The organism is Streptomyces sp. NPDC059003, from assembly GCF_042740445.1.
Taxonomy (GTDB): Bacteria; Actinomycetota; Actinomycetes; order Streptomycetales; family Streptomycetaceae; genus Streptomyces.
In genome coordinates this window covers 24864-39299 of sequence record NZ_JBHYJH010000052.1, presented here as the reverse complement: position 1 = coordinate 39299, position 14436 = coordinate 24864, and the positions used below count along the sequence as shown (strand labels likewise).

Here is a 14436-nt window from a genome sequence, read left to right as displayed (position 1 = left end):
CTGCTCACGCTCCGGCGGTGGCGACGAGGACGGCGGCGACCGCCAGGACGACGGTGCCCGCGAGCAGCGCGCTCAGATAGGTCTGCACGTTGCCGGTCTGCGCGCGGCGGACGGCGGCGCCGAGCAGGCGGGGTGCGGTGGCCGCGCCGCGCACGTAGGTCTCGACGACCTCGCGGTCGAGGAAGCGCACGAGGCGGGCGCCGGCCAGGACGGGGCGGACGAACAGGGCCGCGTAGAGGGCGTCGAGGTGGAAGCCGACGGCGGCGTGGCGGTGCAGCGGGCCGAGCAGGAGGCGGCCGGGGTCCGCCGGGTCGGGGGCGCTCGCCACATCCCCGTACGCGGGGGTGTGGGTGGCGATGGCCTCGGCCTCGACCTGGCCCGCGTCGCCGTCCGGGTGCGCGGCGACGGCGCCGATCGGGACGCGGGCGGCGAGGGAGCCGACGTGCCGCCAGGCGCCGTACGTGACCAGGGCGCCGACGAGCGCGAAGCCCGTGCCGAGGACGGAGGTGGTGAGCGTCGGGGCGAGCTTGTCGCCGTCGAACCAGTCCGGGAGCGTGCCGACGGACAGGCCGAAGGCGAGCGACGGGACGGCGAGCACCCAGAGCACGGCGGTCATGGTGAGGGGCTGCTTGCCATGGGCCGGGGCCTCGGCTCCCCTGCCGTGGAAGGCGAGCAGCCACAGCCGGGTCGCGTACGCGGCGGTGAGGAGGGCGGTGACCAGACCGGCGACGAGGACGATCCAGCCCGCCGCCTCGGGGACGGCGTCGGCGTGTCCGGTGGCCGTGTGCTCGGCGGCGCCGAGGACGGCCTCCTTGGAGAAGAAGCCGCTGAACGGCGGGATCGCGGCAAGCGCGAGGAGCGCCACGGTCATCGTCCAGTAGGCGTCGGGGACGCGGGCGCGCAGGTTCCCCATGCGGGACATCGCGGCCAGCGAGTTGGTGCCCGCGGCGTGGATGATCACGCCCGCGGCGAGGAACAGGAGCGCCTTGAAGGCGCCGTGGGACAGGAGGTGGAAGACGGCCGCGCCGCGGTCACCGACGGCGAGGGCACCGGTCATGTAGCCGAGCTGGCCGATCGTCGAGTACGCGAGGACGCGCTTGATGTCGTCCTGGGCGAGCGCGGCGAGCGCCGAACCGGCCATCGTGACGGCGGCCATGACGGCGAGGACGACGAGGGCCGCCGACGAGGCGGCGAAGACCGGGAGGAGCCGGGCGACGAAGTAGACGCCGGCGGCGACCATCGTCGCGGCGTGGATCAGCGCGGAGACGGGCGTGGGGCCCGCCATCGCGTCGGGCAGCCAGGTGTGCAGCGGGAACTGCGCGGACTTGCCCGCCACGCCCGCGAGGAGCAGGAGCGCCACCAGCGTCGGATGGTCGAGCCCGCCGTCGGCGACCTTCGCGAGGACGGTCGTGATGCGGAACGACCCCGCGTCCACCGCGAGGGCGAACAGACCGATCAGGAAGGGGACGTCGCCGAGCTTGGTGACCAGGAAGGCCTTCAGGGAGGCGGCGCGGGCCTCCGGGGTCTCCCAGTAGTGGCCGACGAGGAAGTACGAGCAGATGCCCATGATCTCCCAGCCGACCAGGAGCACCATCAGGTCGCCGGAGTAGACGACGAGCAGCATCGCGGAGGTGAAGAGGGAGACCAGAGCGGCGTACGAGGGGTAGCGCGGGTCGTCGCGCAGGTAGCCGGTCGAGTAGATCTGCACGCAGGAGGCGACGACGCCGACGAGGACGGCGGTCAGGGCCGCGAAGCCGTCGATGTGCAGGGCGAGGTCGATCGGGACCGAGCCGGTGGGTGTGAGCTGGGTGGCCGCGTCGACGGCGGCGTCACCGCCCTGGCGGACGGCCACGACGACGGCGAGGACGAGCGACGTCAGCGTGGGCAGGACGGCGAGCGGGCGGACGAGGCCGGGCACCGAGCGGCCGAGCAGCAGGCCCGCGGCCGCGCCCAGGAACGGCAGGAGGGGGACGAGGACGGCGAGGGTGGTCGTGGTCACGCGGTGGCCTCAGCCTTCTGTGACGTCGTCGGCCGGGGCGTCCGGGCGGGCCCGTCGGCGGTGGCGCCTTCGGTGTCGCTGTCGTCACCATCGTCGTCGCCGTCGCCGTCGGGGCGTTCGGCGGTGTCGCGGAGGTCGTCGACGGCGGAGGTGCCGCGGTTGCGGTAGACGGCCAGGACGATCGCGAGGCCGATGCCGATCTCGGCGGCGGCGATGGCGACGGTGAACAGGGTCAGGGCCTGGCCGGAGTGGAGCTTGTCGCGGAGCCAGACGTCGAAGGCGACGAGGTTGAGGTTGACGGCGTTGAGCATGAGCTCGACGGACATCAGGACGAGGATCGCGTTGCGGCGGGCAAGCACGCCGTACAGGCCGACGCAGAAGAGGAGGGCGGCGAGGACGGCGGGGTAGGCGAGGTGCATCAGCGGTTCTCCTCCCGGCCCTTGGCGGCGGTGGCGGTGGCGGTCGTGGTTCCGCCCTCGGTCTTGGTCCCGGATCCGGCCCCGGTTCCGGTCTCAGTCCCGGCCTTGGCCTTGCGGGACAGGACGATCGCGCCGACGAGGGCGGCGAGCAGCAGCACCGAGAGGGCCTCGAAGGGCAGCACCCAGTGCCGGAAGAGGATCGCACCGGTCACGTCGGTGGAGCCCTGGGCCGCGCCGTCCAGGTCGATCCACTGCGTACGGAACGCGTCCACGACGACCCACACCAGGGCGGCGGCAGCGGCGAGGGCCACCGCGAGCGCGACCCAGCGGTTGCCCGAGTCGGCGTCCGGTGAGCGGCCGATGGGGGCCTTGGTGAGCATCAGACCGAAGAGGAGGAGGACGACGACGGAACCCACGTAGATGAGGACCTGCACCCAGGCGATGAACTCGGCGGTCAGGAGCAGGTACTCGACGGCGAGCCCGCCGAGGGCGACGACCAGCCACAGGGCGGCGTGCACGAGCTGGCGGGTGGTGACGGTGACGATCGCCGCGCCCAGGGTGACCAGGCCGACGAGGACGAAGGCGATCTCGACGCCGGTCGGGGACAGGAAGCCGTGGGGGGCGTCGGCTGCGAGGGTGACGTTCACGCGTCCCCCTCGGGCTCGGCGGCGGCCGGAGCCTGCTCGGCGGCCAGTTTGTCGGCGGCCTTGCGGGCGGCGGCGAGTTCCTTCGGTTCCTCGGCGGACGGGTCGAGGGCGGGTGGGGCCGGGACCGTCCACATCCACTCGCGGAGCTTGTCGCGCTCGTGGGTGAGTTCACGGATGTCGGTCTCCGCGTACTCGAACTCCGGGGACCAGAAGAGGGCGTCGAAAGGACAGACCTCGATGCAGATGCCGCAGTACATGCAGAGGGAGAAGTCGATGGCGAAGCGGTCGAGGACGTTGCGGCTGCGCTCGCGGCCGCCGGGCGACGCGGCCGGGACCGTCTCCTTGTGGGAGTCGATGTAGATGCACCAGTCCGGGCACTCGCGGGCGCAGAGCATGCAGACCGTGCAGTTCTCCTCGAACAGGCCGATGACGCCGCGGGTGCGGGGCGGCAGGTCGGGCTGGACGTCCGGGTACTGCTCGGTGACGGTCTTCTTCGTCATCGTGCGGAGGGTGACGGCCAGGCCCTTGGCGAGGCCGCTGCCGGGGATGCGGGACCGGGTGGGCGGGAGCGACTCGGCCATCAGTTGATCGCCACCTTCACGATTCCGGTGAGCGCGATCTGCGCCAGGGCGAGCGGGACGAGGAGGGTCCAGGAGAGCTTCTGGAGCTGGTCCTCGCGGAGCCGGGGGTAGCTGACGCGCAGCCAGATGATGACGAAGGCGAGGACGGCGGTCTTCAGGAGGGTCCACACCCAGCCGAGGCCGTCGGCGCCCCAGGGGCCGTGCCAGCCGCCGAGGAAGAGGACGGTGGTGAGGCCGCACAGGACGACGATCCCGGCGTACTCGGCGAGGAGGAAGAGGGCGAAGCGGAGGCCCGTGTACTCGGTGTACGCGCCGAAGATGATCTCCGAGTCGGCGACCGGCATGTCGAAGGGCGGACGCTGGAGCTCGGCGAGGCCCGCGACGAAGAAGACGAGTGCGCCGACGATCTGCCAGGGCAGCCACCACCACTCGAAGGCGTCGACGATGCCGGGCAGCGAGACGGTGCCGGCCGCCATCGCGACGGAGGCGGCGGCGAGGAGCATCGGGAGTTCGTACGCGAGGAGCTGCGCGGCGGTGCGGAGGCCGCCGAGGAGGGAGAACTTGTTGGCCGACGCCCAGCCCGCCATGAGGGAGCCGAGGACGCCGACGCCCATGACGGCGAGGACGAAGAAGACGCCCGCGTCGACGACCTCGCCGACGGCGCCCTCGCCCGGACCGACGGGGATCGCGACGAGGACCAGGAGGTAGGGCAGGAGCGCGACGGCCGGGGCGAGCTGGAAGACACGGCGGTCGGCGTCGGCCGGGACGACGTCTTCCTTCTGGGCGAACTTCACGCCGTCGGCGACGAGCTGGGCCCAGCCGTGGAAGCCGCCCGCGTACATGGGGCCGAGGCGGCCCTGCATGTGGGCCATCACCTTGTGTTCGGTCTGGCCGATGACCAGGGGCAGCGCGAGGAAGACGACGAAGACGACGAGGAGTCGCAGGGCGACGTCGAGGGCGTCGTTCACTGCGGGCCTCCTGGGCGGTCGGTGTCGTCTTCGGGGGGTGTGGCGTCTGCGGGAGGTGAGCTGGCTGCGGGAGGTGTGCTGCTTTCGCTGCCTTCGGCGGCTTCGGGGGCTTCGCTGGCCTTGGCGGCGGCTTCGGCGGCTTCGCTGCCCTCGGGAGCTTCGGCGGCTTCGGGGGCCTTGGCGGCTTCGGCGGTCGGCTCCTGCGTGTCGAACGCCGGGCGTGCGTGGTGCCACGGGGCGTCCGCGCTGCCCTCGCGGCGCGGCGGCTTCGCCTCCGTGGGGGCGGGCTCGGCGGCGCGCTGGGAGGCGGAGCCCGCGCTCGCGCTGCGGTTGCGGCGGGGCGGGGCGGGGGCAGCCGGTGCGGCCTCCCCTGCCGCGGGTGCCGCGCCTGACACGGGCGCCGTGCCTGCCGCGGGTGCCGCGCCTTCCGGGCTCCCCGTGGTCGCGGGGCGCTGTGACGCCGAGCCCTGGGATGCGCTGCGGGTGCGGCGGGCCGGGGTCGCCTCCGTCTGGCTGGCCGAGCCCTCGCCTGCCGTGCGGGTGCGGCGGGCCGGGCGTTCGCCGGGGGCCGTGCGGGCCGCGCCGCGGGCGGGGCGGGCCGGGGCGGCGGGGAGCTGGCCCTTGAGCGGGCCCCACTCGTTGGGGTCGGGCACGCCGGGCGGGAGCATCTGGCGGCGCTTGGGGCCGCCGTGCTCGGACTCCCCCGGTTCCTTGGCGCCGGGCCACGCCTTGGCGACGCGGGCCGCGAGCACGAAGTCCTTGCGCAGGGGGTGGCCTTCGAAGCCCTCCGGCAGGAGCAGCGGCGTGAGTCCGGGGTGGCCCTCGAAGTGGACGCCGAACATCTCGTGCGTCTCGCGCTCGTGCCAGGCCGCGCCCGCGTAGACGTCGACGGCGGTGGGCAGGGCGGGCGCCTCGTGCGGGACGGTCGTGCGGACGAGCAGGCGCCGCACCGGGGCGAGGGCCACGACGTGCGCGGACACGCGGAAACCCGTGCCGGGCTCGTCGACGGCGCTCAGCCAGTCGAAGTAGGTGCAGCCGAGCACGGAGCGGGCGGTGCGCAGGGCGTCGGTCCAGGAGGCGGCGGGCACGTCCACCGTCAGGACCTCGTACGACTCCTCGGCGGTCGCGTCCGTGCCGAAGAGCTCCTCGACGGGAGACGGGAGCCAGCCCGTGGTCATCTGTCTCCCTCCGGGAGCGGCGTCGTGGACGGCGTCGGCGGTGTCACCAGGTCACTCCGAAGAGCCGCCGTCGACGGCCGCGCCCCGTTCGTCCCGTAGCGCTCGCCGAGCGACTCGCGGGCGATCTTCTCCTGGAGCTTGAGGATGCCCTGGAGGAGCGCCTCCGGGCGCGGCGGGCAGCCGGGTACGTAGACGTCGACCGGGATGATCTGGTCGACGCCCTTCGTCACGGAGTACGAGTCCCAGTAGGGGCCGCCGCAGTTGGAGCAGGCGCCGAAGGAGATGACGTACTTGGGCTCGGGCATCTGCTCGTACAGGCGCTTCACGGCGGGCGCCATCTTGTCCGTCACCGTGCCGGACACGACCATCAGGTCGGCCTGGCGCGGGCCCGGCGCGAACGGGATCACGCCGAGCCTGATGAAGTCGTGCCGGGCCATGGAGGCCGCGATGAACTCGATGGCGCAGCAGGCGAGTCCGAAGTTGAACACCCAGAGGCTGTAGCGGCGGCCCCAGTTGAGGACCACCTTCATGGGCTCGGGCGCGAGGCGGGACAGGACGCCCAGCTTCTTCGGCTCCGGGAGGAACACGGGCTCGGCCGGCCCCGCGGGCTCCTGGTTCACGCCCATGTGAGGACGCCCTTCTTGTATGCGTACAGCAGTCCCACGGCGAGGAAGCCGAGGAAGATGAACATCTCGACGAGCGTCGTGGCGCCGTAGCCGGGCGCGGCGAAGACCGTCGCCCACGGGAAGAGGAAGATCGAGTCGACGGCGAAGATCACGTAGAGGAACGCGTAGACGTAGTAGCGCACCTGGGTGTGGGCCCAGCCCTCGCCGACCGGGTCGACGCCGCACTCGTACGTGAGGAGCTTCTCCGGGGTCGGCACGGCGGGCCGCAGCAGCCGCCCCGCGCCGAAGGCGACGGCGACGAACAGCACGCCGACGACGGCGAGCAGTCCGACGACGGAGTACGACTCGAAGTATCCGCTCGCCACGACCACGTCAGCCCTCACTCCCGACCTCGTTCGACGATCTGTACGCACGGGAGTCTAGGGCCTGCTAAAGGCGAGGTAAGCAGACAGTCAGGGACGAGGTGGGGTTATCCCCAGCCAGGTTCGGAGGTCCCCCTCATGGCGCAAGGGCGGCGCGCCAGGGCACCCTTGCGCGTATGACCGCGAGCACCACGTCCTCGCAGGCCGCGCCGGAGGGCCCGCCGCCTGCCCTTTTCGCCTACGACAGGCACACCTGGAAGGAGATCCTCTACCTCCTGGTGAACCTCCCGGCGGGACTCGTCGGATTCACGTACGTGGTGACGGCGCTGTTCGTCGGCAGCTTCCTGTCGGTGACGGTGATCGGTCTGCCGCTGCTCGCCATGGCCCTGTTCGGCGCGCGTCTGTTCGGCAAGTTCGAGCGGGCGCGGGCCCGGACGCTGCTCGGGGTGCGGATCGACGAGCCGAGCCCCATGCCGCTGCGGTCGCAGCGCAGCGGCGGCCTGCTCAGCTGGCTGTGGTCCACGCTGAAGGACCCGGTGGGCTGGCGCGCCATGCTCTACGGCTTCATCCGCCTGCCGTGGGGCGTCGCGACGTTCGTGATCACGCTCGTGGGGCTCTTCGTCCTGTGGCCGGTGCTTCCGTTCGTCGTGCGGGCGCTCGCCAACGCCGACCGGGCGATGGCGCGTGGCCTGCTTTCGCCGTCGGACGGCCTTGAGCGGCGCATCGCCGAGCTGGAGTCCGACCGCGGGGTCGTCGTCGACACCGCCGCCGCCGACCTGCGGCGCATCGAGCGCGATCTGCACGACGGGGCGCAGGCGCGGCTCGTCGCCCTCGCGATGGGGCTCGGGCTCGCCAAGGAGAAGCTCCTGGAGGACCCCGACGCCGCGGCGGCGATGGTCGACGAGGCGCACGGCGAGGTGAAGCTGGCGCTCCAGGAGCTGCGGGACCTGGCCCGCGGGATCCATCCGGCCGTGCTCACCGACCGCGGCCTCGACGCCGCGCTCTCGTCGGTCGCCTCGCGGTGCACGGTGCCGGTGAAGGTGACCGCCGACCTGCCGTCCCGGCCCGCGGCCGCGATCGAGGGCATCGCGTACTTCACCGTGTCCGAGCTCCTGCAGAACGTGAGCAAGCACAGTGGGGCGCGGACGGCGAGCGTGGAGGTGTGGCGGTCGGATCAGCGGCTGCTCATCCAGGTGTGGGACGACGGGCGTGGCGGGGCCAGTCTCGACGGGGGGACGGGGATGGCGGGGCTTGCGGATCGGTTGGGGGCGGTTGACGGGCTCTTCGTGATCGACTCGCCTGTCGGCGGGCCCACGACCATCACGGCGGAGTTGCCTTGGCGGGATCGGATGGAGTGACGGTGCGGGGCGTTGGGGCCTCGCGGGGGCGCCCCAGGCCCGCCCCTTCCCGAAACTAGGGGCTCCGCCCCTAGGACCCCTTTTATCCGCGCTGCGCGCTCGTCCTCAAACGCCGGACAGGCTGGGTCTCTCCTCGGGGTAGGGAAAACCCCCGGTCCAAGACGCCTACTCACCGCATGGTTCGGCCGGCTCCCGGCGCGCACTGTGGAGGTATACACAAGGGGACCGAGCAGAAACGGACGACACCGATGGCTACGGATTACGGACAGGAGTACGGAAACGTCATGCGATCGGACGTCGAGGGCCGTCGGCACCGCCTCCCCGTCGCGCTGCGGGCGCCGTTCGAGGCGCGCACGCTGCGGGAGTTCGTCTACGTACTCCTCTCCCTGCCCATCAGCATCGTCGGCTTCACCTTCGGCGTGACGATGCTGGCCATCGGCGCGGGGCTGCTGGTCACGTTCATCGGCATCCCCGTCCTGGCCCTCGGCCTCACCGCCTGCCGCGCCTTCGGCAGCCTGGAGCGGGCGCGGGCGCGGGCGCTGCTCGGCGCGGACGTGGCGGCCCCGCACCCGCTGCAGCCCCGCGACAGCGGCTTCATGGCCTGGATGGGCGCCGTCCTCAAGAGCGGCGTCTCCTGGCGGCACTTGATGTACACCCTGCTGCACATGCCGTGGTCGATCCTCGCGTTCACGGTGTCGGTGGTGTTCTGGACGTACGGCTGGGCGATGCTGACGTACCCGCTGTGGTTCTGGGTCTTCCCCATGTACGCCGGTCAGGACGGCATCCAGCTCTACGGCGACGGGACGCACCAGATCTATCTGGACAACCCGTTTGAAATCGGGCTCACCTCCGTGACCGGCCTTCTCGTCACGCTCGCCACGCCCTGGATCATCCGCGCCCTCACCACGGTCGACCGCGGTCTGGTCTACGGCCTCCTCGGCCCCTCGCGCCTGGTGTCACGTGTAGTCGAGCTGGAGTCCGACCGCGGGGTCGTCGTCGACACCGCCGCCGCCGACCTGCGGCGCATCGAGCGCGATCTGCACGACGGCGCCCAGGCCCGGCTCGTCGCCCTCGCCATGGACCTCGGGCTCGCCAAGGAGAAGCTGGCCGAGGACCCGGAGGCCGCCGCGCGCATGGTCGACGAGGCGCACGGCGAGGTGAAGATCGCCCTGCAGGAGCTGCGGGACCTGGCCCGCGGCATCCACCCAGCCGTCCTCACCGACCGCGGGCTCGACGCCGCCCTGTCCGCGCTCGCCGCGCGGTGCACCGTGCCGGTGGAGGTCGAGGTCGACCTGCCGTCCCGGCCCGCGGCCGCGATCGAGGGCATCGCGTACTTCACCGTCTCCGAGCTCCTGCAGAACATCAGCAAGCACAGCGGGGCCCAGCGGGCGTCCGTCGACGTGTGGCGGGCCGAGGACCGGCTCATGTTCCAGGTCACCGATGACGGGCGGGGCGGGGCCGATGTCAGTGGCGGGTCGGGGCTCGCGGGGCTCGCGGAGCGGCTCGACGCGGTTGACGGGATCCTCGTGGTCGAGTCTCCCGTCGGGGGGCCGACGCTGGTGACCGCCGAGCTGCCCTGGCGGGGGTAGGCCCGGCTGGGGCCCTCGCGGGGCGCCCCACTGCATCCATCAGCGCGCTCCGCGCGCGGGCACCCCTTCCCGAACCAGGGGGCTCCGCCCCCTGGACCCCCTTTTATCCGCGCTTCGCGCTCGTCCTCAAACGCCGGACGGGCTTTTCTGCCCGGGCTCGTCCGGATGCTGGGATGCTGGAGTCTGTCAACGGGGCGGGGACAGGCTCTGGGGGGCCGGAACATCGTGGAGGACAAGGTGCGGGTGGTCATCGCCGAGGATTCAGTGCTGCTCAGGGAGGGGCTGACCCGGCTGCTGACGGACCGCGGGCATGACGTCGTCGCCGGGGTCGGGGACGCCGACGCGCTGATCAAGACGATCACCGATCTGGCGGGTCAGGGCACGCTGCCGGACGTCGTGGTCGCGGACGTGCGGATGCCGCCGACGCACACCGACGAAGGGGTGCGCGCGGCCGTGCAGCTGCGCCAGCGACATCCGGGGCTCGGCGTGCTGGTGCTCTCCCAGTATGTGGAAGAGCAGTACGCGACGGAACTCCTCGCAGGGTCGAGCAGAGGCGTGGGCTATCTGCTGAAGGACCGGGTCGCCGAGGTCAGGGAATTCGTGGACGCCGTGGTGCGGGTGGCGCAGGGTGGGACCGCGCTCGACCCGGAAGTCGTGGCGCAGCTCCTCGGGCGCAGCCGCAAGCAGGACGTGCTCGCGGGGCTCACCCCGAGGGAGCGGGAGGTCCTGGGCCTGATGGCCGAGGGACGGACTAACTCGGCGATCGCGCGGCAACTCGTGGTGAGCGACGGAGCGGTCGAGAAGCACGTCAGCAACATCTTCCTGAAGCTGGGCCTGTCGCCGAGCGACGGGGATCATCGACGGGTGCTCGCGGTGCTCACGTATCTCAATTCCTGAGCCGTCCCGTCGGTCCTGCTGCCGTCCCGGCAGCAGGACAACATCAGCAGCGGCCGGGACGGGATTCGAGAACAGCGCGGCACGGCTGCGCCACGGCACCGTGGCGTGGTCCTAGAACCAAAGGATGAGCAGAAAGCGTCTTCACGAAAGGCCGGGGGGCGAGTCACAGCATGACAAATCAGGGCATTCAGCCGTCTCAAAACCACGTCCACCATACGAGCGGCCCCAAGAAGGCGACCCTTACCGACGTAGGGTTGGCCAGGGGAGCGCAGGGCGGCCTGCGGCTCCCGCAGAGCCGCCTCGAGGGAGGTCCAGTTCAGTGACCAGCCAGGTCAGTAGCCCGGCCGAGCAGGCCGATGAAGCCGTTGTCGGGGAGCAGCGCAAACCTGCGGGCGAGAAGAGCGTGCGCCGTCTCGACCGGGTGATCATTCGTTTCGCGGGCGACTCCGGTGACGGCATGCAGCTCACGGGTGACCGGTTCACCTCCGAGACGGCGTCCTTCGGCAACGACCTGTCGACGCTGCCGAACTTCCCCGCCGAGATCCGCGCGCCCGCAGGGACCCTGCCGGGCGTGTCCTCGTTCCAGCTGCACTTCGCCGACCACGACATCCTCACGCCCGGCGACGCGCCCAACGTGCTGGTGGCGATGAACCCGGCCGCCCTGAAGGCGAACATCGGCGACGTGCCGCGCGGCGCCGAGGTGATCGTGAACACGGACGAGTTCACGAAGCGCGCGATGCAGAAGGTGGGGTACGAGACCTCGCCCCTGGAGGACGGCTCCCTCGACGGGTACCAGGTGCACCCCGTCCCGCTGACCACGCTGACCGTGGAGGCGCTGAAGGAGTTCGACCTCTCGCGCAAGGACGCGGGGCGCAGCAAGAACATGTTCGCGCTCGGCCTGCTCTCGTGGATGTACCACCGGCCGACCGAGGGCACGGAGAGATTCCTCAAGGCCAAGTTCGCCAAGAAGCCGGACATCGCGGCGGCGAACATCGCCGCGTTCCGCGCGGGCTGGAACTTCGGCGAGACGACCGAGGACTTCGCCGTCAGCTACGAGGTGGCGCCCGCGGCGACGGCCTTCCCGACGGGCACGTACCGGAACATCTCCGGCAACCTCGCGCTGTCCTACGGCCTGATCGCCGCGTCCCGGCAGGCGGACCTGCCGCTCTACCTGGGCTCGTACCCGATCACGCCGGCCTCGGACATCCTGCACGAGCTGTCCAAGCACAAGAACTTCGGCGTGCGCACCTTCCAGGCCGAGGACGAGATCGCGGGCATCGGCGCCGCCCTCGGCGCCGCTTTCGGCGGCTCCCTCGCGGTGACGACCACCTCGGGCCCCGGCGTGGCGCTCAAGAGCGAGACCATCGGCCTCGCCGTCTCCCTCGAACTGCCGCTGCTCATCGTCGACATCCAGCGCGGCGGTCCCTCCACGGGCCTGCCGACCAAGACCGAGCAGGCGGACCTGCTCCAGGCGATGTACGGGCGCAACGGCGAGGCCCCGGTCCCGGTGGTCGCGCCCCGCACCCCGGCCGACTGCTTCGACGCGGCGATCGAGGCGGCGCGGATCGCGCTGACGTACCGCACGCCGGTCTTCCTCCTGAGCGACGGCTACCTGGCCAACGGCTCCGAGCCGTGGCGCATCCCGGAGACCGACGAACTCCCCGACCTGCGCGTGCAGTTCGCCTCCGGCACGAACCACACCCTGGAGGACGGCACCGACGTCTTCTGGCCGTTCAAACGGGACCCGAAGACCCTCGCCCGGCCGTGGGCGGTCCCCGGCACGCCGGGCCTGGAGCACCGCATCGGCGGCATCGAGAAGCAGGACGGCACGGGCAACATCTCCTACGACCCGGCCAACCACGACTTCATGGTCCGCACCCGGCAGGCCAAGGTCGACGGCATCGACGTGCCGGACCTGGAGGTCGACGACGCGAACGGCGACGCGAACCTCCTCGTCCTCGGCTGGGGCTCGACGTACGGGCCGATCACCGCCGCGGTGCGCCGCCTGCGGGCGGCCGGGCAGAGCGTCGCGCAGGCCCATCTGCGCCACCTCAACCCCTTCCCGCGGAACCTGGGTGAGGTCCTGAAGCGTTACGACAAGGTGGTGATCCCCGAGATGAACCTCGGCCAGCTCGCCACGCTGATCCGCGCCAAGTACCTCGTGGACGCGGTCTCGTACAACCAGGTCAACGGAATGCCGTTCAAGGCCGAGCAGCTCGCCACGGCTCTCAAGGAGGCCATCGATGGCTGACACCTCGCTCGCGGGGCCCACAGGCTCCGAGACGCTTCTGAAGCTGGTGCCCAAGGCCGAAGCCAAGCAGTCCATGAAGGACTTCAAGTCCGACCAGGAAGTGCGCTGGTGCCCCGGCTGCGGCGACTACGCGGTCCTGGCGGCCGTCCAGGGCTTCATGCCCGAGCTCGGCCTGGCGAAGGAGAACATCGTCTTCGTCTCGGGCATCGGGTGCAGCTCCCGCTTCCCGTACTACATGAACACGTACGGGATGCACTCCATCCACGGCCGCGCCCCGGCGATCGCGACCGGACTCGCCTCCTCGCGCCGCGACCTGTCCGTCTGGGTCGTCACCGGCGACGGTGACGCGCTCTCCATCGGCGGCAACCACCTGATCCACGCCCTGCGCCGCAATGTGAACCTGAAGATCCTGCTGTTCAACAACCGGATCTACGGCCTCACGAAGGGCCAGTACTCCCCCACGTCCGAGGTCGGCAAGATCACGAAGTCGACGCCGATGGGCTCGCTCGACGCGCCCTTCAACCCGGTGTCCCTCGCGATCGGCGCGGAGGCCTCCTTCGTGGCCCGCACCGTCGACTCCGACCGCAAGCACCTCACCGAGGTCCTGCGCCAGGCCGCCGACCACCCGGGCACGGCGCTGGTGGAGATCTACCAGAACTGCAACATCTTCAACGACGGCGCCTTCGAGGTCCTCAAGGACAAGAAGCAGGCCGAGGAGGCGGTGATCCGCCTGGAGCACGGGCAGCCGATCCGCTTCGGCGCCGAGGGCTCGAAGGGCGTCGTGCGGGACCCGGCCACCGGCGATCTGAAGGTCGTCGCGGTGACCGCGGAGAACGAGGGCGACCTCCTGGTCCACGACGCGCGCGCCGCGTCCCCGACGACCGCCTTCGCGCTCTCCCGCCTGGCCGACCCGGACACGCTGCACCACACGCCGATCGGCGTCTTCCGCAACGTGGAGCGTCCGGTGTACGACACGCTCATGGCCGACCAGCTGGACACGGCCATCGAGCAGCACGGCAAGGGCGACCTCGCGGCGCTGCTCGCCGGCGGCGACACCTGGACGGTCGTCGGCTAGCCGCCACCGCCCGCGTACGCCTGCGAGGCCCGGTCCTGATCCGTCAGGACCGGGCCTCGTCGTATGCGCCGCGCGCCTTCAGGACGTCGTCCATGCGCCGGTCCGTCCAGGCGGCGAGGGCCCGCACCTGCTCGGACGCCTCCCGGCCGAGGTCGGTGAGCGAGTAGTCGACGCGGGGCGGGATGACGGGCTTCGCGTCGCGGTGGACCAGGCCGTCGCGCTCCAGGGTCTGGAGGGTCTGGGTCAGCATCTTCTCGCTGACGCGGCCGATCTCGCGGCGCAGCTCGCTGAAGCGGTACGAGCGCTCCGCGAGGGCGATCAGGACGAGGACGCCCCAGCGGCTCGTGACGTGCTCCAGGACGAGGCGGTGGGGGCACATCGCCTCGGCGTCGGTGTCCCAGTTCCTCAGGGCCATGTCGGTGCCTCCCTGCCTCCGCGCCCTTACTCGTGTATCAGTACCTTACTTCAAAGTGGGTACTTACGGAT

Annotated in this window: 14 protein-coding genes; 5 read left to right on the top strand and 9 right to left on the bottom strand. The window is 71.5% G+C overall.

Translation table 11 applies throughout. The annotated features are described in order from the left end of the window. Positions 1-4: 4 nt before the first annotated feature. From ACFWZ5_RS19870 to ACFWZ5_RS19835, 8 genes are read right to left on the bottom strand one after another with little or no spacing between them, the layout of a single operon-like run. On the bottom strand, positions 5-1999 hold the full coding sequence (locus tag ACFWZ5_RS19870) for an NADH-quinone oxidoreductase subunit L (RefSeq protein ID WP_384797898.1): 1995 nt from the start codon (positions 1997-1999) through the stop codon (positions 5-7). After that, positions 1996-2418, bottom strand: coding sequence for an NADH-quinone oxidoreductase subunit NuoK (gene nuoK, locus ACFWZ5_RS19865; protein ID WP_384797901.1), 423 nt, complete (start codon positions 2416-2418; stop codon positions 1996-1998). The genes ACFWZ5_RS19870 and nuoK overlap by 4 nt, the downstream gene beginning before the upstream one ends. Then, positions 2418-3065 carry an NADH-quinone oxidoreductase subunit J gene (locus ACFWZ5_RS19860; RefSeq protein ID WP_384797904.1) on the bottom strand — a complete coding sequence of 216 codons (648 nt, stop codon included), beginning with the start codon at positions 3063-3065 and terminating at the stop codon, positions 2418-2420. Before ACFWZ5_RS19860 ends, nuoK begins: the two co-directional genes overlap by 1 nt. Next, a complete protein-coding gene (locus ACFWZ5_RS19855) occupies positions 3062-3646 on the bottom strand; it encodes a NuoI/complex I 23 kDa subunit family protein (RefSeq protein WP_384797907.1) in 585 nt (194 codons plus the stop codon). The genes ACFWZ5_RS19860 and ACFWZ5_RS19855 overlap by 4 nt, the downstream gene beginning before the upstream one ends. Beyond that, the gene (locus ACFWZ5_RS19850) at positions 3646-4614 is read right to left on the bottom strand and encodes an NADH-quinone oxidoreductase subunit H (protein ID WP_384797910.1); all 969 of its coding nucleotides are present in this window, start codon (positions 4612-4614) and stop codon (positions 3646-3648) included. Before ACFWZ5_RS19850 ends, ACFWZ5_RS19855 begins: the two co-directional genes overlap by 1 nt. Continuing rightward, positions 4611-5792, bottom strand: coding sequence for an NADH-quinone oxidoreductase subunit C (locus tag ACFWZ5_RS19845; RefSeq protein WP_384797913.1), 1182 nt, complete (start codon positions 5790-5792; stop codon positions 4611-4613). Before ACFWZ5_RS19845 ends, ACFWZ5_RS19850 begins: the two co-directional genes overlap by 4 nt. Continuing rightward, the gene (locus tag ACFWZ5_RS19840) at positions 5789-6418 is read right to left on the bottom strand and encodes an NADH-quinone oxidoreductase subunit B (protein ID WP_384797916.1); all 630 of its coding nucleotides are present in this window, start codon (positions 6416-6418) and stop codon (positions 5789-5791) included. Before ACFWZ5_RS19840 ends, ACFWZ5_RS19845 begins: the two co-directional genes overlap by 4 nt. Next, positions 6409-6801 (bottom strand): NADH-quinone oxidoreductase subunit A, encoded by a 393-nt coding sequence (locus tag ACFWZ5_RS19835; protein WP_384797919.1) that lies wholly within the window; start codon positions 6799-6801, stop codon positions 6409-6411. The genes ACFWZ5_RS19840 and ACFWZ5_RS19835 overlap by 10 nt, the downstream gene beginning before the upstream one ends. 155 nt (positions 6802-6956) lie before the next feature. On the opposite strand from ACFWZ5_RS19835, the gene ACFWZ5_RS19830 reads away from it, so the two are divergent. The 5 genes from ACFWZ5_RS19830 (at position 6957) to ACFWZ5_RS19810 (ending at position 13950) form a co-directional block, all read left to right on the top strand. Beyond that, complete coding sequence (locus ACFWZ5_RS19830; protein WP_384797922.1) at positions 6957-8138, top strand: sensor histidine kinase; 1182 nt, start codon at positions 6957-6959, stop codon at positions 8136-8138. A gap of 248 nt (positions 8139-8386) precedes the next feature. After that, positions 8387-9727, top strand: coding sequence for a sensor histidine kinase (locus ACFWZ5_RS19825; protein WP_384797925.1), 1341 nt, complete (start codon positions 8387-8389; stop codon positions 9725-9727). A 237-nt stretch (positions 9728-9964) separates the two neighbouring features. Continuing rightward, complete coding sequence (locus ACFWZ5_RS19820; RefSeq protein WP_384804451.1) at positions 9965-10624, top strand: LuxR C-terminal-related transcriptional regulator; 660 nt, start codon at positions 9965-9967, stop codon at positions 10622-10624. A 319-nt stretch (positions 10625-10943) separates the two neighbouring features. Continuing rightward, entirely contained in the window at positions 10944-12875 is a 1932-nt protein-coding gene (locus ACFWZ5_RS19815) for a 2-oxoacid:acceptor oxidoreductase subunit alpha (RefSeq protein WP_384804435.1), read from the top strand. After that, positions 12868-13950 (top strand): 2-oxoacid:ferredoxin oxidoreductase subunit beta, encoded by a 1083-nt coding sequence (locus ACFWZ5_RS19810; protein ID WP_384804437.1) that lies wholly within the window; start codon positions 12868-12870, stop codon positions 13948-13950. The genes ACFWZ5_RS19815 and ACFWZ5_RS19810 overlap by 8 nt, the downstream gene beginning before the upstream one ends. 43 nt (positions 13951-13993) lie before the next feature. On the opposite strand, the gene ACFWZ5_RS19805 is transcribed toward ACFWZ5_RS19810, so the two are convergent. Next, complete coding sequence (locus tag ACFWZ5_RS19805; RefSeq protein WP_384804439.1) at positions 13994-14365, bottom strand: winged helix-turn-helix transcriptional regulator; 372 nt, start codon at positions 14363-14365, stop codon at positions 13994-13996. Positions 14366-14436 lie beyond the last annotated feature (71 nt).